Source organism: Streptomyces sp. NPDC039430, assembly GCF_055639435.1.
Map to the genome: position 1 here is coordinate 1,052,555 of NZ_JBVKAK010000001.1, position 19,852 is coordinate 1,072,406.

The following is a 19,852-nucleotide window of genomic DNA, read 5'->3' on the forward strand; positions in this document are numbered from 1 at the left end:
GCGCGCTCATGGCAGGGGTTGCCTTCGTGACTGGCGTTGCCGTCGCCGGATGTGGAGGGTCTGGAGACGAGAGCAGCGGCGAGGCGCAGCAGAGCGAGCCGGTAGAGGTCTCGCACTGTGGCGTTGGCCAGGGAACCTCTATGGAGGTCAAGGCAACCAACAGCCTCCCCGACCCCACGGCGTACCTGGTTCAGCTCTATTGGTTCGACACCACAGGGAGACAGGCGGACGGAGTCAGGATGACTACGGACTCCATCGCTCCTGGCAAGACCATCACGTTCACCGTCCATGGCCGACAGGCAGGGGACACGGCTGGTTGGTCATGTGACGTCAAGGTCTTGGGAGCACAGTGAGGAGCGGCTACGGCCAACTCGGTGCCCGAACTGGGTAAGTCGCCTGCCATGTTCTGAACCGCTTGACCAAGGGGACGAGCCTGGTCAGACTCGGTACGAGTCCCAGGCTGCGGTAGCAGACTGCAAAGCGAGTTACGCGGGTTCGATTCCCGCCACGGCCTCCAGGAACACGGCAGCGGCCGCCCCCAGCGTTCGGGGGCGGCCGCTTCCTGCTTCCCACCGCTACGTCGCGGGCGCGCCCGACGGTTCGGCTCGGTCGGCTATCGGCTCCAGAACCACCTTCTCCGGCAGCCCTCCGTTGTCCTCGCACCCCAACTCCTTCGCCACGGCGAGGGCGGCGGCGTGCAGGACGGTGAGATGGGCTTCCCGCGTGGCGCGGGTGTCCTCCACTTCCCAGCTGCCGATGTTCGCAAGTCTTGAGTTGGCATAAACTCGCGCCGGCTGCTCGTCCGAACCCTCTATTTCAGGGCTCATACACTCAAAGTAGAGCTTCGAACGCTCGGATCCAGCAAACGCTAGCTTTCCCAGCTGGTACGGATTCTTTTCTGGATTGTAAGGAGTCAACACGTCATCCGCCCGGTAGAGGCCGAAGTCGATATCCATTTCGCCATCCCCACCTTCCTTGCCGCCAACCTTACAATAACCTCCAGCCTTGTAGATATTTTGACCATCGGCATAGAGTTCCTTGATGGAAGATGCGATTTTTCCCAATGTGCCATCACGGCTCCCGGAGACGGTCTTATCGCCTATCATGACCTCTGCAGCTCGCGCCGCATCACCAGAGAAGATGCCATCGCACACTTCCTCGATACTGATATATCGGGGCTCTTCATCGTCGCTACCACACGCCGCGACGCCGAGAGCCATAATCAGCACCATGCCCGCCGAGCGCACCGCATTCCATGTCCGCATCGGTCCCGTCCTTCTCTCACTCACCGGTTTGAGGGCTGGGCCCACGCTGAATCGCTCGCCTATTACCGAAGCCATAACCGGCAGCGGCTGATTCTTGCAACTCCACACCGAATTCACTTTCTCGATCGAGTTCGTAGTGGTCGATGAAATGCAGCCCAGGCGCCAGAGCCATGGACTCACCGGACTCGAAAACAGCTGCCCGCAGCTCCCCGGTCAGCTCCTCAGTCTTTTCCTTGTGCTCTTCGATTGAATTGTCCGACCAGTCACCGATGATCTGTGCGGCGACCTGTTCGAGCGCTCCGCTGCCCGTGTCGACCGCGAGCGGAACCAGAATGGCAGCCGCCCCGGCAGCGGCTGCCGTGGCCGGCAGGAATGCCGCTCCGGCGGCCGCTGCGCCGGCACCGATCACCGAGGTCGCACCGAACTCCACCCAACTGGACCGCTTTTCCTGCGCTTTCTCGAAATCTTCGTGCTTCTTCAGGCCCTCGGCCTCGATCTGGTCGCCTCGCGACTGATCGAGAATGCCCTGCACCTCGGCGCCGATGCCCACGACCGTGCGTGCCTCCCCCTGCCGATCTTGATCGACCTTGCCGTCCGAACCGACCTGCGCCTCCAGCACACTGCCGGTGTAAATCCGTTCCGCCGTCGCGACAGAGGCATACGCGTCAGGGTGCTGGCCCAGTACCCCGAGGAACTTGCGAGCGTCGTCAGGCGCAAGGAGCACATGCGCATCGGGATTTTTTACCGGCGCGAACACACTGTCCCGATGGTGATCCTTCAAACCCCAGTTGATGTCGTCGATATAGCCGGCGCCTATGTTGCCAAGACTGTCCGACAGAGCCTCCTGATGCTTGAGAAGTTCGGCATCCCCTCCGTACTTCGCCACGACTTTTTGCATGACTTCTGCGGTTGTCGCGTCTCGGACAGAATTCGGACTCGGGTCGTCCCACGCATAGCCGAGTGTGGCCGATTCCAGAGCGTGTCCCAGCGCATCCGGCATATAGGCAGCGGCTTTGGCCGCGTTGTCCGGGTCGTAGGAACCGTCGACATCGGGGAACGATTTATAGTCCTTATTCGCGAAGTAGTCCAGATAGCTCTCGATGTCGCGGTCGTCCTTCGTGCCCAAGTCCGGCGGGAATCCGTCCTTCACGGAACCGTCCTCGTTGTAAGCCGTCGGAGGCTTCGTAAAGAACTCCTTCGACGCCTCCGGGCTGTGCCCCAGCGCCTCCAGCATGCTGACGACCGGGTCGTATCCGGCCCCGTGCACGCCCGACGGGTTCAGCCCGTTCGTCTGCCAGCCGCCCGTGGGCTTCGTCTCGGCGAACATGCCGGGGTTCTTGTGCTGAAGCTGAATCGCGTGCTCGGCGATCGGGTTGAGGAACTTCGGGTCGTAGTTCCCGTACCGCATGATTCCGCCGAGCAGCTGATAGCCGTACGGCGGGTTCATGTCGTACTTGGTCACCGGGACACGCTCGGCGCCGAGCTTGCGCATCTCGTCCGACCAGGTCTTCGACCACGTATCGTTCTTCCCGGCCGGGTCGGTCGCTGTGGCCAGGTTGAGTCCCAGGTTTTTCTGCAGACTCTGAATGTCCTTGAGACGTTCCTTGTCCTGCCTCGTGCCCTCGTACGTATCACCGGCCAATTGCCCGAAGAACTCAAGTGACTTCTTCGGGCCGCCAAGACCGTCGTAGAACGTCCGGGAGAACTCCCGGGACGAGTGATTGTCCTTCAGTAGTTCGTTGAGCCGCAGCAGCTCCGTGTGCGTGAGGTCGGTGCCCTTCTTCGCCAGGTCGAGGGCACGCTGAGCCTCCTCCGCGTCCAGGCTCTTGTACTTCGGCGCGCTGAAGTTGTGCTGATCGCCGGTGATGTTGGCCCTGAGCGCATTGGCTGTCGCCACATCCGCCTCGTCGCACGTCTCCACGATGGCGTTGATACGCCGCTGCAAGGACTCGATCCTGGCCTGCTGCTCACGGGAGTTCTTCGCGTAGTCCGCTTCGAAGCGGCCACGAACCTCGTCCTCCAGCGGATACAGCGCCTCCACCATCCCGTAGGCGGTGACAACCAATGACTGGGCCGGGGCGTCCGTGTCCACGATCCTCGCGAGGTCGTCCTTCGCCTTCTTGAAGACCGCGTACCCGTCCTCCAGGATCAGCCCGATACCCTTGGCCGCCTTCGCCGCGTCATCGAATTCCTTGGCCGTCTTGACGATGAACGGTTTGGTGACCGAGGCATTGGCGCCCCGCCAGTATTCGTCCTTTGATTTTTCCGCCATCGTCGTGCGCGCGTCCTCGGCGAGCGTCTCCAGCTTCGTGGTCATCTCGGCCCAGTCGTCCGCCGCCGTCTTCAGTTTGCCCAGCGGGGCGTGGTAGACGTCATAGAAGGTCGGCATGAGCGCTCCACCACTACTTGAAATACTCGGAGATCCGGGACACACCGAGGCTGGTCTTGATGTCGTCCTCGTCCTTGGCATGCTGCGCGGCGCTGTAGTCGAGGTGGTTGGAAATGTGCGCGCAGGCGTCGACCAGCGTCTTCAGCTGCGCGTTCCAGGTGTCGTGCACCTTCCGCATCGCCGGACCTGTCTCGAAGCCGCTGACCGACAGCGCCGCCGCCGCGTCGGACGTGCTGGTGCGGGCGTGGCCGCCATCCGCCGTGAGCCTGCCGTGCAGGTCATAGGCCGCACTGCCGATCCGCCCAAGGCTGTCCTGGTTCACGCTGAGGTCGGCGGCGCCACCGCCACCGCCCGTCGGTCCTGGATCGCCCGGCAGCTGGTTCAGCCGCATGCGCGCGGAACTCTCCCCGGTGACCTCGCCCTTGAGATTCTCCCACTCTTCCCACACCACGGGCGAGCCCCTCCCCTGCCGACCGGATCATTCGTCCAAGTCAACGGCCATCCAAGTAAGCGGAGAAAGTGAAGTCAACTCGTTGACCGGCGAGTCGAGTTGCTCTCCGGTCCGGCTGCCGCGATCACCGACTGGACCGGCGGCGTCACGTACTGTGCCGGCCCTGTACCGGCGTCAGCGGGCGGTTGCGGGGCGACGGTGGACTCCCGCGGTGCGCCATCACGCTGACGAATCCCCGCCGCCGAACCCGCTACGAGCCCGCGGGCGCCGCCACCGCCGCCTGCGGGCGGATCGGGAGGCGGCTGATGGGCCGGCCCGTGGCCGCGCGGACCGCTGAGGCGACCGCCGCCGGGGATGTGACCACCGGGGCCGCGCTCGCGGGTTTGGCGCCGAAGGGGGCCACCACGTCGCGTTCCTCGACCAGCTTGACGATACGGATGTCCGGCGCGTCCAGGGACGTCGGAAGCGCGTACCCCGTGAGGTCGGGGCGGCGGACGACACCGCGGGTGGTACGGAGGTTCTCCGTCAGGGCCGTGCCGATGCCCTGCGTGACGCCCGCCTCGATACGGGTGGCCAGCTGCGCCGGGTTGAGGACCCGCCCGACGTCCTGGGCCACGGCCATCTCGACGACCCGGACCGAGCCCAGCTCGATGTCGACGTCCACGACCGCGCGGATCGCGCAGAAGGCCAGCCCCACGAAGGCGTCGCCCTGGCCCGAGGCGTCGAGGGGTTCGGTGGGGTGGGGGCGGCACTGGGCCGTCGCCCAGAGTTCCTTGCCGTCCATCGCCTCCGTGACCGTCGTGGACAGCACGCCGTCGTACGAGGTGATCTTGCCGTCCGTGATCTGGAGCAGCTCGGTGGACATCCCGAACTTGTGGGCCAGCGGCTGGAGCAGCTGCGTACGGACCATCTTCGCCGCCCGCTCGACCGCGCCGCCCGAGACCCAGGTGTGCCGGCCGTGGGCCGCCGGGCCCGCCGGGGGCTGGTCCGTGTCGACGGAGGCGACGTGGACCTCCTCGATGCCCAGCGTCTCCTGCACGATCTGCCGGGCGAGGGTGGCGAAACCCTGCCCGGTCTCGACGGCCGCGCAGATGACCGTGGCCACGCCGTCGTGGACCTTGACGGTGGCCGTGGAGACCTCGTCCGCGCCCTCCGCGCCGAGCATGTGGACCATGCCGAGCGCGTAGCCGACGCCGCGGCGTACGGCCCCCGGCTCGCCGGCGCCCTCGGGGCCGCCGGGCAGCAGCCAGGCCGCCTCGGGGGTGTCCTTGGGGAGGGGGGGCAGCGGGAAGTCTCGTACGGAGCGGAGCAGTTCGGCCACGGGCGCCGGGCAGGTCACGGTCTGGCTGGTGGGCAGGATGTCGCCGGTGGCCAGGACGTTGCGCAGGCGCAGTTCGGCCGGTTCCACGCCCAGCTTGGCCGCCAGCTTGTCCATCTGGCCCTCGTACGCCGCGCACACCTGCATCGCGCCTTCGCCCCGCACATGGCCGGAGGGCGGGTTGTTGGTGCGGACGGCCCAGCCCTCGATGAAGGCGTGCGGGACGACGTAGGGGCCGCAGGCGAAGGCGACCGCCGCCGCGAGGGACTCGGACGAGGCGTCCGCGTACGCGCCCGCGTCCAGCAGGATCTGGGCCTCGACCTTGACGAGCCGGCCCTCGGCGTCCGCGTGGTGGCGGTAGCGCAGCAGTGTGGGGTGGCGGTGGGCGTGGCCGAGGAAGGACTCCTCGCGGGTCGCGGCGAGTTTGACCGGGCAGCCGGTGCGCAGCGCGAGCAGGCCGAGCGGGATCTGGAAGCCCGGGTCCTCGCGGTCGCCGGTGGCGCCGGGGACGCCGGTGACGACGACCTTCACCCGGTCGGGGTCCAGGCCGAAGCAGGCGGCGGCCAGGTCGCGGTCGGTGTGCGGGTCGGTGGAGGCGGTGTAGATCTCGACGCCGCCATCGGGTCGCGGTACGGCGAGGCCCGCCTCGGCGCCGATGGGCGCCGGGTCCTGGCGGCCGATGCGGTACAGCCCCTCCACGACGACCTCGCCGGTGATGTCCGGATCGCCGTAGCGCAGCGGGATGTGGCGGATCAGATTGCCGTCGGGGTGCAGCGGCTCGGCGGCGAACGCCTTCTCGGGGTCGGTCACCGGGTCGAGGACCTCGTACTCGACGGCGATGGCGGCGGCGGCGAGCCGGGCCGTGTCGGGGTGGTCGGCGGCGACGGCGGCGATCGCCTCGCCGTGGTGGCGTACGACCTCCGAGGCGAACACGGGACGGTCGGCGATCCGCCTGCCGTACGCCGAGTCGCCCGGGACGTCCTCGTGCGTGACGACGGCGCGTACGCCCGGCATCTCGGCGGCCGCGGCGGTGTCGATCGAGAGGATACGGGCGTGCGGGTGCGGCGAGCGCAGGATCGCCGCCCACAGCAGGCCCTCGGCCCACAGGTCGGCGGCGTACGGGAACGTGCCCTCGGTCTTCGCGCGCGCGTCGGCCGGGGGGAGGGATGCGCCGAGGCCGTGCGCGGGCGGCTCCTGCTGGGGGCCGTCGAGCGTCGGGGTCCCGGTGGCCGCGTCGTTGCTCACGCCATGCCTCCGTCGGGCGAGTGCGGGTGCGAGGTGGGGTGCGGGCCGGCGTGCGGGGGCTGGGCGCCGCCGGCGCCTGGGGGTGCCTGGTGCGGGATACGGGCTTCTTCCGAGGCCGCGGCGGCGGCCTCCGCGCTCGCCCTGCGCCCGGCGACGACCTCGCTCACCGCGTCGAGCACGCCGCGGTAGCCCGAGCAGCGGCATAGGTTGCCGCAGAGCGCCTGGCGGGTCTCCAGCTCGGTGGGGGCGTGGTTGCCCTCCAGGAGGTCGTGGACGGTCATGGCCATGCCGGGGACGCAGAACCCGCACTGCACGGCCCCGCACTTGGCCAGCGCCCGCTGGACGTCGGAGGGTTCGCCGTCGGCGGCCAGTCCCTCGACCGTACGGACCTCGGAGCCGGCCGCGGTGGCGGCGGGGACGAGGCAGGAGGCGACGAGCCGGCCGTCGACCTGGACGTTGCAGGCGCCGCATTCGCCCTGGGAGCAGCCGTCCTTGGCGCCCGCGAGGCCGAGGCGCTCGCGCAGCACGTACAGGAGCGACTCGCCGATCCAGGCGTCGGTGACGGGGCGGTCGGCGCCGTTGACGCGCAGGACGTAGGCGCCGGAGGGGTGTTCGGCGCTGTCGTTGCTGCTGGTGAGGGGGGCGGGTTCGGGCTCCGGCACCGGTTCCGGTTCCGGCGCGGTGCCGGATTCGGGTCCGGACTCCGGCGCGGTCTCCGGTCCTGGCTCCGGCGCGGTCTCCGCCACGGGCTCGGAGGCGTGGTCGGGCCCGGCCGGGATCTCCGGGGCGGCCTCGGGCGCCGCCTCCCGCACGGTCCCCTGGCCGGGCTCGTGCGCGAGGTCCGGTACGGGGTCCGGCAGGGGCGCGGACGGCTCGGGCTCCACGGCTTCCGGGACGCCCGGGATCCCCTGGACACCCGGCGCCTCGGCGCTGTCCGGGGCGGCGAATCCGCCGGTGTCCGCGCCGGACGGTGCCGGTTCCGTCGCCCACGGCGCGGCGGCGCCGCCCGGCAGCGTCGCCGGCGGGCTGCCGCCGTTCCACTGCGACGCCAGCACCGATTTGCTGAACTCGCCGGATTCGTCCGGAAGATCACCCTGGGCGATCGGGATCGTCCACTGACCGGTCAGCTCGGATCCGCCCGCGGTGTCTCCCGCCGCGGTCTGCCCCGCGCCCGCCCCGGCGTCGCCGCCGTTGCCCGCGCCCGTGTCGCTGAAGTTCCAGTGGCCCGTCCCCTGCGGGTCGTAGCCGCCGCCGGGTCCGTAGCCGCCGTGGTCGTAACCGCCCTGCGCGTACCCGCCCTGGACGTAGCCGCCCTGCGCGTACGGCGCGTGGTCCTGTGCTCCGCCCTGCTGCGGGTCCGGCCAGTGGACCCCGCCCTGGCCGTCGGCCACCGACGGGTCGAGCTGCGCCGGCGGCACGATCTGCGGCGGTACGTACCCATGCCCCGGCGCGGCCAGCGGCGCGTCGAAGGTGTCCTCGGGGGGCAGGTGCACGAAGGCGGTCGACTCGCCGTCGTACTCCCCGCCCTGCGGGACCGGCTGCCAGCCGCCCTGCCCCTCGGGGGCCCCCGAGCCGTTACCGGAGTTCTCGTTGGTGGTCACGACAGCGCCCTCCCCAGTGCTCGTCGGGCCAGTGCGGCGACCGTGCGCCGCAGATGCAGTACGGCGGGCGACGGCGGGGGCACTTCGCCCCCGTCGGCCGGCGCGGGCGGGTCCGGGATACAGGCCGCGGCGACGTACTCGCCGAAGGCGGCGAGCGCCTCCTGCGCGAGCCCGCGCGCGCCGTCCCAGTCGATCAGTGAGGCGATCCAGCGCTCCGCCTCCAGCGGGCGCAGCGGCATCGGCGCGATCGCGCCGACCGCGCACCGCACGCCGCGCCGCGCCGGGTCCAGCACGACGGCCACGGACGCGGTGGCCCGGCCTGGCCCCGTCCGTCCGGTCGCCTTGAGGAAGACCTGGGGGGCGTGCAGCAGCGGCACCCGTACGAAGCCGATGAGTTCGGCGGGCGCGAGCATCTCGCGGCCGGCCAGCAGATGCGAGACGGGGATCTCACGGCGCGCGCCGCCGGGTCCCCCGATCACCAGATCGGCCTCCAGCGCGGCGAGCACGGGCAGCGCGTCGCCGGTCGGGGCCGCGGTGGCGATATTGCCGCCGAGCGTCCCCGCGTTACGGATCTGGGGCGGGCCCGCGGCGCGCGCGGACGCGGCGAGCGCGGGGATGAGGGCCGCGAAGTCCGGTCTGCCCATGCGCGCGTGGGTGAGTCCGGCGCCGAGGAGGGCGTGACCGTCCTGGTAGTGCCAGCCGCGCAGCTCGCTGATCCGACCGAGGCCGACGAGTCCCGCGGGCCGCAGCTGGCCCTTGTTGACGGCCGCCATGAGATCGGTTCCACCCGCGACGGGCACGGCGGCAGGCATCGCGGTGAGCGCCGCCACGGCCTCGTCGAGCGAGGCCGGCAGCGTCACGAACTGCGCCGTCTGCGGTGCGTGCGTGGTCAACCCAGCTGCCCCTTTCCGGTGTCCCGGTCTCCCGCCTGTGTTGCCGTACCGTACGTGCTCACAGACCGGACGTGGCAACTCTGGCACATCTTCCGGTCCGCCCGACGCGAGGGTCCGCGAAGGACGTATCCGTCCCCCACCAGGGGGAAGGTCCGGTTTCGCACCTCTTCGCCGTCACATACGGAATGCCACTCTTCAGCGGTCGTTGTGCGACTTGTCCATACGGATTACTCATCCGTACGAACTACCACGGTCCCAGGGACACCGTTCCGGGGTGGCCATCTCCCCGTGGGCTCACACGTTTGGGGGCGCTCCCTCGATCGGGCGCCCCAGGCTGGCATTGTCTCCGTTGGGGGCGGGGCGGCGCTGCCAGGGCAACGGACCGCCGGGCGGCCGGTATTCGACCCCGAACGCGTCAAGGCGCCGGTAGTGCTCCGTCATGCGCTGCTCGAAGTCGGCGAAATCACGTTCGGCGGGGGCCGGGAGGTCCGACCAGGCGACTTCGGCGAAGGCGGCGAGCCGCGGGAAGACCTGGTAGTCGACGCGGGAGCTGTCCTGCATCACCTCGGTCCAGACATTGGCCTGGGTGCCGAGGACATGGGCCGCCTCCTCCTCGGTGAGCTGCGGCGGCACGGGTTCGAACCGGTAGACGTCCTCCAGGGTGCGTACGTACCCGATGGGCATCGGCTCGTCGTCGCCCGCGGCCTGGCGGTGGTCCAGGTACACCTGCTGCTCGGGGCACATGACGACGTCGTGGCCGGCCTTCGCGGCGGCGATCCCGCCCGCGTAGCCGCGCCAGGACGACACGGCCGCGCCCGGCGCCAGACCGCCTTCCAGGATCTCGTCCCAGCCGATCAGCCGCCGGCCGCGGTCGGTGAGCCAGCGGTCGAAGTGCCGGATGAACCAGGACTGGAGCTCGTCCTCGCCGGCCAGACCGAGCCGCGCGATCCTTTCCTGGGCCGCCGGTGACTCCTTCCACTGGTCCTTGACGCACTCGTCGCCCCCGACGTGGATGAAGGTGGAGGGGAAGAGCGTGAGCAGTTCCTCGAAGACGTCCTCGTAGAACCGCAGGGTGTTGTCGGTGGGGGCGAGTACGTTCGCGGTAACGCCCCAGGTGTCCCAGACGGTGAGGGAGGTCGTGTCGACGACATCGGTGTTGCCGAGTTCCGGATACGCGGCGATGGCGGCCTGCGAATGCCCCGGGATATCGATCTCGGGGACGACGGTGATATGCCGCTCGGCGGCGTACGCGACGATCTCGCGGATGTCGTCCTGGGTGTAGTAACCGCCGTGCGGCTTCTCCTCCCAGAGCTCGGAGGCGCGGTGGCCCCATTTGGTGCGCGAGCGCCAGGAGCCGACTTCCGTCAGTCCCGGATACTTCTTGATCTCGACGCGCCAGCCCTGGTCGTCGGTGAGATGGAAGTGGAAGACATTCAGCTTGTGGGCGGCGAGCAGGTCCAGATAGCGCAGGACGCCGTCCTTGGGCATGAAGTGGCGTGACACGTCGAGCATCAGCCCCCGCCAGCCGAAGCGGGGCGCGTCCTCGATGAGGGTCATCGGTACGGACCACGCGCGCGCGGGGTCCAGCGGCGCCCTGCGGTACGCGTCGGGCCCGAGCAGCTGGCGGACGGTCTGCGCGCCCCAGAAGACCCCTGCCGCGGCGCCGCCCTCGATACGGATCGCCTCGGCGTCGACGCTGATCCGGTACCCCTCGGGGCCCAGTTCGCGTGCGATGTCCGGGCTGATCCCCAGGACGATCCGGTTGTCCTCGGCGCCGATGACACCGGCGTCGTCCGCGAACGGCAGCCCCGTCGCGGCTCCGACGGCGGTGCGGAACCACCGCGCCACGCCCTCCGTGCCGGGCTGCGCCTCGATCACGGTCTCGCCGTCGAGCGGGAAGACACCCGCTCCGGGCTGTGCCGGCCAGGCCCGCCTGGGGTCCGGGATCAGATCCATGAAGTCCACCTCTAATCCTTGACGGCGCCGCCGAGTCCGGAGACCAGACGCCGTTGTACGAGCACAAAGAAAACCAGTACGGGAACGGTCATCACCGTAGACGCGGCCATGATCCCGCCCCAGTCGTTCTCGTCCGGTTTGAAGAAGACCAGCAGCGCCATCGGAAGGGTCGACTGCGAGGTGTCGCTGATGATGAAGGACTTGGCGAACAGGAAGTCGTTCCAGGTCGAGATGAAGGAGAAGACACTCGTCGCGACAAGCCCGGGGAAGACCAGCGGGAAAAGGATCTGCCACAGGAACCGGGTACGGCTCGCGCCGTCGATGTACGCGGCCTCCTCCAGCGCCTCGGGGACGGCCTTGACGAATCCGCGCAGCATCCAGATGGCGAACGGAAGCGAGAAGGCGAGATGCGGCAGGACGAGCGAGCCGAGCGTATTGAGCAGCCCGGCGTCCCGCATCAGGAAGAACAGCGGGATGGCCAGCGCCTCGATCGGCACCATCTGCGCGACGAGGAACATGATGAGGAGGGTCGTACGGAATCGGAAACGGAACCGGGTCACGGCCGTGGCGGCCAGGAACGCGATGAGCGCGGAGGCGATCACGACCGTTCCCGCGACCGCCAGGCTGTTGAGGAAGTACCTCCCGAATTCCTGCTGTTCGAAGACCCGGCGGAACGAGTCGAGCGACGGCGAGAGCGTCCAGGGACGGGCTTCCGTGGACTGGATCTCACCGGCCGGTTTGAACGCGGAGAGGACCATCCAGTACAGCGGAAAAGCCACGATCACGGCGATGACGAGGGCCGATGCCTCCGCCAGCAGCCGCCAGGGACGGCGAATACCGAGCAGGTTCACAGTTCTTCTCCCCGGCGTCGGATCAGTCGCAGATAGACGAGCGTGACGGCCAGCAGAATCAGCAGCATGATCACGCCGATCGCCGAGCCCAGGCTGTACTGCGAGGACGCGAAGGCCTGCTGATAGGCGTAGACATTGAGCACGAGATTCTGGCCGGCGATTCCGCCGCCGTTCGTCATCACATAGATCTGCGTGAAGACCTTGAAGTCCCAGATGATCGACTGGATGGTGACGACCACCAGGATCGGCCGCAGCATGGGCGCGGTGACCGACCGCCAGATCCGCCACTGCGAGGCGCCGTCGAGCGAGGCCGCCTCCAGCACCTCGCCGGGGATGGCCTTGATGCCCGCGTAGACGGTCACCATCACGAACGGGAACGAGCACCACACCACTTCGAACAGGACGAGCGCGAAGGCGCTGTAGCGGCCGTACGTCCAGGAGAAGTCGCCGAGCCCCAGCAGCCGGTTGACCGGGCCGTAGTCCGGGTCGAAGAGGAACACCCAGACCGTGGAGCCGGTGATCGCGGGCGTGGCCCAGGCGCCGAGCGCGGCGAGCATCAGCGCGAGCCGCGGCACGGCCCGTACGCGCGTCAGCAGGACGGCGAGCGCGCAGCCGACCGCGAGGGTGGCGACGACACACGCCGCGGCGAACAGCACGGTCGCCAGCAGCACCTGCCAGAACTGGCTGTCGCCGAAGAGCGCGGTGTAGTTGCCGAAGCCCTTGAAGGAGGTCGGTTCCCCGCCGCTGACCTGTGCCTGGGTGTACTCCAGGAACGAGATCAGGCCGAGTTGGTAGATCGGGTAGACCAGCAGCCCGCCGAGGACGACGAGCGCGGGCGCGAGATAGAGCCAGGGGGTCCAGCCGGCCCGGCCGGCCCGGCGGGGGGTCCGCCGGGCCTCACGGGGTGCCTGCCGGGCCTCGCGGACGGGCCCCTGCCCCCCGGTGGCCTTACGGCCGGATTCGATCCGGCCGGCTTCGGTCGTCATGGCGTTCAGCCCGCGGACGAGAACGCCGCGTCCATCTTCTTCGCCGCGTCGTCCGACGCCGCGGCGACGTCCTTACGGCCGCTGACGATCTCCTGGAACATCGTCGGCAGGACGAGCGAGGAGTCGATCTGCGCCCAGCCCGGTGACGCGGGGACGAACTTGGCGCCCGCGTCCAGGGTCGTGACGAAGGGTTCGATGAACGGCTGCTTCTTCGCGGAGTCGGCCAGTACGTCCGTGTACGTGGGCAGGAAGCCCATCGCGTCGAACAGCTTGGCCTGGGTCTCCTTGCCGGTGAACGACTTCATCAGGTCGACGGCGAGCGTGCGGCGCGCGCTGCTCTTCAGTACGCCGATGTTGTTGCCGCCCGCGAAGGCCGGCGCGACCGAGCCCGCCTCGACGCCGGGCAGCGGCACGACCGCGTACTTGCCCTTCACCGTGCCCGCCTCGACGGCCTGGTGGCTGAAGTCGCCGCCGATCGCCATCGCGGCCTTCCCGGACGCGAAGGCGGTCACCGTCGCGTTGCCGCCCATCGAGGCGCACTTGGCGGCCGGACAGTTGTCGTCGCCGAAGAGGGAGGTGTACGCCTCGATGCCCTTGCGGGCGGCCGGGCTGTTGACCGCGGCCTTGTACGTACCGCCGCTCTCCTCCGCCAGTTCGCCGCCGTTCGCCCAGAGGAACGGCATCGCGCCGTAGGTGTACGCGCCGCCGACCGCGAGCCCGTACAGCTCCGGCTTCGCCTTGTGGACCTTCTTGGCCGTGGCGATGAGTTCGGCCTGCGACTTGGGGGCGGTTATCCCCAACTCCTTGAAGACGTCGGTGCGGTAGTAGAGCGCGCGGACGCCGACGAAGAGCGGCGCTCCGTAGATCTTGCCGTCGACCGTGACGGACTCCCGGGCGGTCGGGTCGGTGTCCTTGGCCTCGTCCCAGGCCTCGAACTCCTTGGTGACGTCGGCGAGTCCGCCGTCCTTGACGTATCCGGCCGTGTCGGTGTTGCCGTATTCGATCAGGTCGGGCGCGCTCTTCGGATCGTTGAAGGCTGCCTTGATGCGCTGGGCGCGGGTCTCGACCGGGATGTACTCGATCTCGACCTTCGTGCCCTCGTGCTTCTCGCCGAAGGCGGCGACCGCGGCGTCGACGACCTGCTCCTTGGGCTTGTTGTTGACTTCCTGGAAGAGCCAGACGCGCAGCGTGCCGCTCTTCTCGTCCTTCGTCGCGCTGGTGTCGGAGGTCTGCGGGGCGCAGGCGGTGGCGGTGAGGCCGGCGAGGGCGAGTGCCGCCACCGGGAAGGCCATGCGGGAGGAAAGCTTCATCCGGGATCCCTACGGGTCGGCGTTGCACCATGCGCAACGAACGTTTCGTGCTGCACAACTCGCAGGAGATTAAGCGCGGCTGGAAGTCGCCGACAAGTGGTCTCAACCAATCTGTGACCGCAGGCCACCCCCCACAACGCGGGACGGCCTCCGGGGCGCACGCGTGCGTGCGCCCCGGAGGCCGTCTCCGACGGTGGACCAGCGGTCGCTACTTCTTGCCGCTGTCCTTGCCGCCCTTGTCCTTGCCCTTGCCCTTGTCCCCGCCGGGACCCATGGACTCGTAGATCTCCTTGCACATCGGACAGACCGGGTACTTCTTGGGGTCGCGCCCCGGCACCCAGACCTTTCCGCACAGTGCGACCACGGGAGTGCCGTCGAGGGCACTCGCCATGATCTTGTCCTTCTGGACGTAGTGGGCGAAGCGCTCGTGGTCGCCGTCGCCGTGCGACACCTGAGGTGTCGGCTCCACGAGGGTTCCCGTACCTGCCCCGCGCTCGGGCTCAAGAGTGCTCATAACAGCCAAGGGTACCCACGCCCGGGGGATCCCGGAGGCTCCGGGTCCATGCACTCCGGAGCCGCACGCTCACGCATCGCGCCGACACGCCGACGACACGCCGAGCGGCGACGGCCGGAGCGATCGGCGCGCCGACGGAACGGGCCGAGCCGTCCGGATCGTCAGTTGAGGGACGGATCATCCGGATATGTCGCGACCATGGCCAGCTCGCTGCGCTGTCTGCGCAGCACCGCCCGCCACAGACTCTCCGGGCTCGGCGACGACACGTCGCCCGGCTCCGACTCGACGACGTACCAGGCTCCTTCGCGCAGCTCCTCCTCCAGCTGGCCGGGGCCCCAGCCCGCGTAGCCGGCGAAGATCCGCAGCGAGCCGAGCGCCCGCGCGAGCAGCTCGGGCGGGGTCTCCAGATCGACGAGGCCGATCGCCCCGTACACCCTGCGCCACCCCAACGGCCCCTCGCCGCCTGGGATCACGGCGAGGCCGAGGGCCGAGTCCAGCGAGACGGGACCGCCCTGGAAGACCACGCCGGGCTCCCCCGCCAGCTCCCCCCAGGACTCCAGGATGTCCGCGACACCCACGGGCGTGGGCCTGTTGAGGACCACGCCGAGCGAGCCCTCCTCGTCGTGATCGAGCAGGAGCACCACCGCGCGGTCGAAATTCGGGTCGGCCAGGGCGGGAGTCGCGACAAGCAGCCGCCCTGTGAGCGAGGACACCTCGGTCATGCGAGACATGATCCCGCAAATTCGCCGCGCGCGGGGCGCGCCCGGCACAGTACGCGTGAACGCAGCTCAGCACACACGGCGCCGAAGGGAGTGCGCGATTTCCCGGAAATTGGAATGGTGACCCTCCGCGAGTAAGCGGGAACCGTACGTGTCGAACCGCTTCAATTACGTGTCACGTGTGTGCCGGCCGCTCCCCTGGCCTTACGGGACCGGGGTCCCGGCCCCTTACCCTTTTCCTTGGCCACCCGCCCGCCCACTCCGGAACGCGAGATTCATGACCGGCACAGACGATGTAATGCTTGTTCACGGCGGAACCCCGCTGGAGGGTGAGATCCGCGTTCGCGGCGCGAAGAACCTGGTGCCGAAGGCCATGGTCGCCGCGCTTCTCGGCAGCGGCCCGAGCAGACTGCGCAATGTGCCCGACATCCGCGACGTACGGGTCGTACGGGGACTGCTGCAATTGCACGGCGTGACCGTACGCCCCGGCGACGAACCGGGCGAGCTGGTCCTCGACCCGACCCATGTCGAGAGTGCCAATGTCGCCGACATCGACGCCCACGCGGGCTCGTCGCGCATTCCGATCCTCTTCTGCGGACCGCTGCTGCACCGGCTCGGCCACGCGTTCATCCCGGGTCTCGGCGGCTGTGACATCGGCGGCCGGCCGATCGACTTCCACTTCGACGTGCTGCGCCGGTTCGGCGCGACGATCGAGAAGCGCGAGGACGGCCAGTACCTGGAGGCGCCGCAGCGGCTGCGCGGCACGAAGATCCGGCTGCCGTACCCCTCGGTCGGCTCGACGGAGCAGGTGCTGCTGACGGCCGTACTCGCCGAGGGCGTCACCGAACTGTCCAACGCCGCCGTGGAGCCGGAGATCGAGGACCTCATCTGCGTGCTGCAGAAGATGGGCGCGATCATCTCCATGGACACCGACCGGACGATCCGGATCACCGGTGTCGACCGGCTGGACGGGTATACGCACCGGGCGCTGCCGGACCGTCTGGAGGCGGCCTCCTGGGCGTCCGCGGCGCTGGCCACCGAGGGCAACATCTACGTCCGCGGCGCGCAGCAGCGCTCGATGATGACGTTCCTCAACACCTACCGCAAGGTCGGCGGCGCCTTCGAGATCGACGACGAGGGCATCCGGTTCTGGCATCCGGGCGGCTCGCTCAACGCGATCGCGCTGGAGACGGACGTGCACCCCGGTTTCCAGACCGACTGGCAGCAGCCGCTGGTGGTGGCGCTGACGCAGGCGTCGGGGCTCTCCATCGTCCACGAGACGGTGTACGAGTCGCGGCTGGGCTTCACCTCCGCGCTCAACCAGATGGGCGCGCACATCCAGCTCTACCGGGAGTGCCTGGGCGGCTCGGACTGCCGCTTCGGCCAGCGCAACTTCCTGCACTCCGCGGTGGTGTCGGGCCCGACCCGGCTCCAGGGCGCGGATCTGGTCATTCCCGACCTGCGCGGCGGTTTCTCGTATCTGATCGCGGCGCTGGCGGCGCAGGGCACGTCGCGGGTCCACGGCATCGACCTGATCAACCGCGGCTACGAGAACTTCATGGACAAGCTCGTCGAGCTGGGCGCGAAGGTCGAGCTGCCGGGCGGCGCGCTCGTCTGACGCACCGTCACACCCCTCGCACCCGTCACACCGTCGGCCCCGCTCTCCCCGGAGCGGGGCCGACGGCGTCCCCGGGGCCGGCGGGCGCCCCTGGGCGGCTTCTGACGGCCCCCAGACGGCCGCACACACCAGGGGCGGCCACCCGGTTCGGGTGGCCGCCCCTGCGTGTCGCCTATGGGTGTTACTTGCCCTTGGCGGCTTCCTTGAGCTTGGAGCCCGCGGAGACCTTCACGCTGTAGCCGGCCGGGATCTGGATCGGGTCGCCGGTCTGCGGGTTACGAGCGGTCCGAGCGGCACGGTGGGTGCGCTCGAAGGTCAGGAAGCCGGGGATGGTGACCTTCTCGTCGCCCTTGGCGACGACCTCACCGACCGTCTCGGCGAGAGCGGCCAGCACAGCGTCGGCGTCCTTGCGGGTCACCTCGGCGCGGTCGGCCAGGGCGGCCACCAGCTCACTGCGGTTCATGTTGTTACTCCCGTGTTCTTCTTGCCTGTAAGGCGTGAGATCGAAGCCGATGCTGCCAGGGCCCTCGGACAGTCCCCGGACCCGGGTCTGCTGACAGACCCTCGCGCCCGAATACGCATCCTGCCCCCACCAGCGGCGGGAAAGCCAATCCGGCACCCTCCGGAGTCACACGAAAAGCGCCACTGCCTCGTCGTCGTGACGTTCCGTCGACTCTGTGGAGACTCCTTGGAGCCTTGGGGCCCTTGAGCCCGCCGGAGGCCCTGAAAACCTCCCTGGAGCGGCGGTGCTCATGGTCCGCCACCCTAGAGGGGCCCGTGGGGCGCGGCGAATCGCGACGCGCCGGGCACCGGACGGACGTGAGATGTACCGCAGTCCTGGGTAGCGTGACCGGGCCCCGTGGTGGGCCTGGTCACACTTCGGCCCGTGCGGTGGGGGCGTACTTCGCGCTGCCCGGGGGCCGGCGCGTCCCCGGGCCCCGGGCCCCTCCGGGTCAGACCTGGGTGACGGGAGCCGTCACGTCCGCGCCGGCCGCCTTGGCGGCGTCGCGCACCGCGCCCGCCACCGCGCCCGCGACCTTGTCGTTGAAGACCGAGGGCACGATGTAGTTCGGGTTCAGCTCCTCCTCGGTGACGACGTCGGCGAGCGCGGCCGCCGCCGCCAGCATCATCTCCGTGTTGACCGTGCGGGACTGGGCGTCCAGCAGGCCGCGGAAGACACCGGGGAAGACCAGCACGTTGTTGATCTGGTTGGGGAAATCGGAGCGGCCGGTGGCCACCACGGCCGCCGTCTCGCGCGCGATCGCCGGGTCGACCTCGGGGTCGGGGTTGGCGAGGGCGAACACGATCGCGCCGTCCGCCATGGCCGCCACGTCGTCGCCGTCCAGCACGTTCGGGGCCGAGACACCGATGAAGACGTCCGCGCCGGCCACGGCCTGCTTGAGCGTGCCGGTGACGCCCTCGGGGTTGGTGTTGTCGGCGATCCAGCGCAGCGGCGACTCGTGGGCGGCCTCGACCAGGTCCTCGCGGCCCGCGTGCACCACACCGTGGATGTCGGCGACCACCGTGTGCTTGACGCCCGCCGCGATCAGCAGCTTGAGGATGGCCGTACCGGCCGCGCCCGCGCCGGACATGACGACGCGTACGTCCCCGATGCCCTTGCCCACCACACGCAGCGCGTTGGTCAGGGCCGCGAGCACCACGATCGCGGTGCCGTGCTGGTCGTCGTGGAAGACCGGGATGTCCAGGGCCTCGCGCAGCCGCGCCTCGATCTCGAAGCAGCGGGGCGCGGAGATGTCCTCCAGGTTGATGCCCGCGAAGCCGGGGGCGATCGCCTTGACGATCTCGACGATGGCGTCGGTGTCCTGGGTGTCCAGGCAGAGCGGCCAGGCGTCGATACCGGCGAACCGCTTGAAGAGGGCCGCCTTGCCCTCCATGACGGGCAGCGCGGCCTTGGGGCCGATGTTGCCCAGGCCGAGCACCGCGGAGCCGTCCGTGACGACCGCGACGGAGTTGCGCTTGATGGTCAGCCGCCGGGCGTCCTCGGGGTTCTCGGCGATCGCCATGCAGACCCGGGCCACACCCGGGGTGTAGACCATCGAGAGGTCGTCACGGTTGCGGATGGGGTGCTTCGACTGCATCTCGATCTTGCCGCCGAGGTGCATCAGGAACGTACGGTCGGAGACCTTGCCGAGGATGACGCCCTCGATGCCGCGCAGCTGCTCGACGATCTCCTCCGCGTGCCCGGTGGAGCTGGCGGCGATGGTGACATCGATCCGCAGCTTCTCGTGGCCGGAGGCGGTCACGTCCAGGCCGGTCACCGAGCCGCCGGAGGACTCCACGGCCGTGGTCAGCTGGGAGACCGCGGTACCGCTCGCGGGCACCTCCAGCCTGACCGTCATCGAGTACGAGACGCTGGGCGCCGTTGCCATGACCGAGTCCCTCTTCTTTCCCTAGCCTCATTGCCGCCCCACCCGACCCACGTCGACGGCGGAGCCTTCAGATGGTCGCACCTACCGACTGGTAACAGGTAAAGACCTTTATCTACGGAACGCCGTCTCCCATGATGTGAGACGAAAACAGGCCTTCACCAAGGTCTGGTGAAGGCCCGCCGACACCTCTGTGGTGCTGACACGAAGCTGACGTGAAGGTGGCACCGGCCCGCCATGCTCGCCTCGCGGCAAGTGGTCGCTCGAAGCGACGAAGGTTGGGCCCGGGGGCTTGGATCGAGCCGGTGCCACCCCCAGGCTAACAAACCACCCCGGTAAGTGATTCCCT

Annotated in this window: 15 protein-coding genes; 1 reads left to right on the forward strand and 14 read right to left on the reverse strand. The window is 69.3% G+C overall.

Annotated features, from left to right (window positions below):
• Positions 1–575 precede the first annotated feature (575 nt).
• The 12 genes from ACZ7LS_RS04540 to ACZ7LS_RS04595 form a co-directional block, all read right to left on the reverse strand.
• Complete coding sequence (locus tag ACZ7LS_RS04540) at positions 576–1,265, reverse strand: hypothetical protein (protein WP_385132415.1); 690 nt, start codon at positions 1,263–1,265, stop codon at positions 576–578.
• 16 nt (positions 1,266–1,281) lie between these two features.
• Positions 1,282–3,654: a hypothetical protein gene (locus ACZ7LS_RS04545; RefSeq protein WP_385132413.1), complete on the reverse strand. Its 2,373-nt coding sequence runs from the start codon at positions 3,652–3,654 to the stop codon at positions 1,282–1,284.
• Between the two features lie 13 nt (positions 3,655–3,667).
• Entirely contained in the window at positions 3,668–4,105 is a 438-nt protein-coding gene (locus ACZ7LS_RS04550; RefSeq protein WP_385132410.1) for a hypothetical protein, read from the reverse strand.
• Between the two features lie 250 nt (positions 4,106–4,355).
• The gene (locus ACZ7LS_RS04555; RefSeq protein WP_382521149.1) at positions 4,356–6,668 is read right to left on the reverse strand and encodes a xanthine dehydrogenase family protein molybdopterin-binding subunit; all 2,313 of its coding nucleotides are present in this window, start codon (positions 6,666–6,668) and stop codon (positions 4,356–4,358) included.
• Positions 6,665–8,269 carry a (2Fe-2S)-binding protein gene (locus ACZ7LS_RS04560; protein WP_385132407.1) on the reverse strand — a complete coding sequence of 535 codons (1,605 nt, stop codon included), beginning with the start codon at positions 8,267–8,269 and terminating at the stop codon, positions 6,665–6,667. Before ACZ7LS_RS04560 ends, ACZ7LS_RS04555 begins: the two co-directional genes overlap by 4 nt.
• Entirely contained in the window at positions 8,266–9,162 is an 897-nt protein-coding gene (locus tag ACZ7LS_RS04565; RefSeq protein ID WP_382521145.1) for an FAD binding domain-containing protein, read from the reverse strand. The genes ACZ7LS_RS04560 and ACZ7LS_RS04565 overlap by 4 nt, the downstream gene beginning before the upstream one ends.
• A gap of 294 nt (positions 9,163–9,456) precedes the next feature.
• Positions 9,457–11,118, reverse strand: coding sequence for a beta-N-acetylhexosaminidase (locus ACZ7LS_RS04570; protein WP_382521143.1), 1,662 nt, complete (start codon positions 11,116–11,118; stop codon positions 9,457–9,459).
• An 11-nt stretch (positions 11,119–11,129) separates the two neighbouring features.
• Positions 11,130–11,963, reverse strand: a complete 834-nt coding sequence (locus ACZ7LS_RS04575; RefSeq protein WP_356508833.1) for a carbohydrate ABC transporter permease — start codon at positions 11,961–11,963, stop codon at positions 11,130–11,132.
• Positions 11,964–11,965: 2 nt separating this feature from the next.
• Positions 11,966–12,955 carry a carbohydrate ABC transporter permease gene (locus ACZ7LS_RS04580; RefSeq protein WP_382521141.1) on the reverse strand — a complete coding sequence of 330 codons (990 nt, stop codon included), beginning with the start codon at positions 12,953–12,955 and terminating at the stop codon, positions 11,966–11,968.
• A gap of 5 nt (positions 12,956–12,960) precedes the next feature.
• Positions 12,961–14,265 (reverse strand): extracellular solute-binding protein, encoded by a 1,305-nt coding sequence (locus tag ACZ7LS_RS04585; RefSeq protein ID WP_382521139.1) that lies wholly within the window; start codon positions 14,263–14,265, stop codon positions 12,961–12,963.
• Positions 14,266–14,473: 208 nt separating this feature from the next.
• Positions 14,474–14,779 carry a DUF3039 domain-containing protein gene (locus ACZ7LS_RS04590; RefSeq protein WP_385136704.1) on the reverse strand — a complete coding sequence of 102 codons (306 nt, stop codon included), beginning with the start codon at positions 14,777–14,779 and terminating at the stop codon, positions 14,474–14,476.
• Positions 14,780–14,940: 161 nt separating this feature from the next.
• Positions 14,941–15,501: a YqgE/AlgH family protein gene (locus ACZ7LS_RS04595; protein WP_382531065.1), complete on the reverse strand. Its 561-nt coding sequence runs from the start codon at positions 15,499–15,501 to the stop codon at positions 14,941–14,943.
• 274 nt (positions 15,502–15,775) lie between these two features.
• On the opposite strand from ACZ7LS_RS04595, the gene murA reads away from it, so the two are divergent.
• Positions 15,776–17,116 (forward strand): UDP-N-acetylglucosamine 1-carboxyvinyltransferase, encoded by a 1,341-nt coding sequence (gene murA, locus ACZ7LS_RS04600; RefSeq protein WP_382531067.1) that lies wholly within the window; start codon positions 15,776–15,778, stop codon positions 17,114–17,116.
• A 181-nt stretch (positions 17,117–17,297) separates the two neighbouring features.
• Here murA and ACZ7LS_RS04605 read toward each other — a convergent pair whose 3' ends face one another.
• The gene (locus ACZ7LS_RS04605) at positions 17,298–17,579 is read right to left on the reverse strand and encodes an HU family DNA-binding protein (RefSeq protein ID WP_004571953.1); all 282 of its coding nucleotides are present in this window, start codon (positions 17,577–17,579) and stop codon (positions 17,298–17,300) included.
• Positions 17,580–18,069: 490 nt separating this feature from the next.
• Entirely contained in the window at positions 18,070–19,506 is a 1,437-nt protein-coding gene (locus tag ACZ7LS_RS04610) for an NAD-dependent malic enzyme (RefSeq protein ID WP_382675575.1), read from the reverse strand.
• Positions 19,507–19,852 lie beyond the last annotated feature (346 nt).

Excerpts from the sequence above, each read along its gene's own strand:
- ACZ7LS_RS04540 (WP_385132415.1), bottom strand. The coding sequence starts at position 1,265 with ATGCGGACATGGAATGCGGTGCGCTCGGCGGGCATGGTGCTGATTATG.
- ACZ7LS_RS04545 (WP_385132413.1), bottom strand. The coding sequence starts at position 3,654 with ATGCCGACCTTCTATGACGTCTACCACGCCCCGCTGGGCAAACTGAAG.
- ACZ7LS_RS04570 (WP_382521143.1), bottom strand. The coding sequence starts at position 11,118 with ATGGATCTGATCCCGGACCCCAGGCGGGCCTGGCCGGCACAGCCCGGA.
- ACZ7LS_RS04580 (WP_382521141.1), bottom strand. The coding sequence starts at position 12,955 with ATGACGACCGAAGCCGGCCGGATCGAATCCGGCCGTAAGGCCACCGGG.
- ACZ7LS_RS04585 (WP_382521139.1), bottom strand. The coding sequence starts at position 14,265 with ATGAAGCTTTCCTCCCGCATGGCCTTCCCGGTGGCGGCACTCGCCCTC.
- ACZ7LS_RS04590 (WP_385136704.1), bottom strand. The coding sequence starts at position 14,779 with ATGAGCACTCTTGAGCCCGAGCGCGGGGCAGGTACGGGAACCCTCGTG.
- ACZ7LS_RS04595 (WP_382531065.1), bottom strand. The coding sequence starts at position 15,501 with ATGACCGAGGTGTCCTCGCTCACAGGGCGGCTGCTTGTCGCGACTCCC.
- murA (WP_382531067.1), top strand. The coding sequence starts at position 15,776 with ATGACCGGCACAGACGATGTAATGCTTGTTCACGGCGGAACCCCGCTG.
- ACZ7LS_RS04605 (WP_004571953.1), bottom strand. The coding sequence starts at position 17,579 with ATGAACCGCAGTGAGCTGGTGGCCGCCCTGGCCGACCGCGCCGAGGTG.
- ACZ7LS_RS04610 (WP_382675575.1), bottom strand. The coding sequence starts at position 19,506 with ATGGCAACGGCGCCCAGCGTCTCGTACTCGATGACGGTCAGGCTGGAG.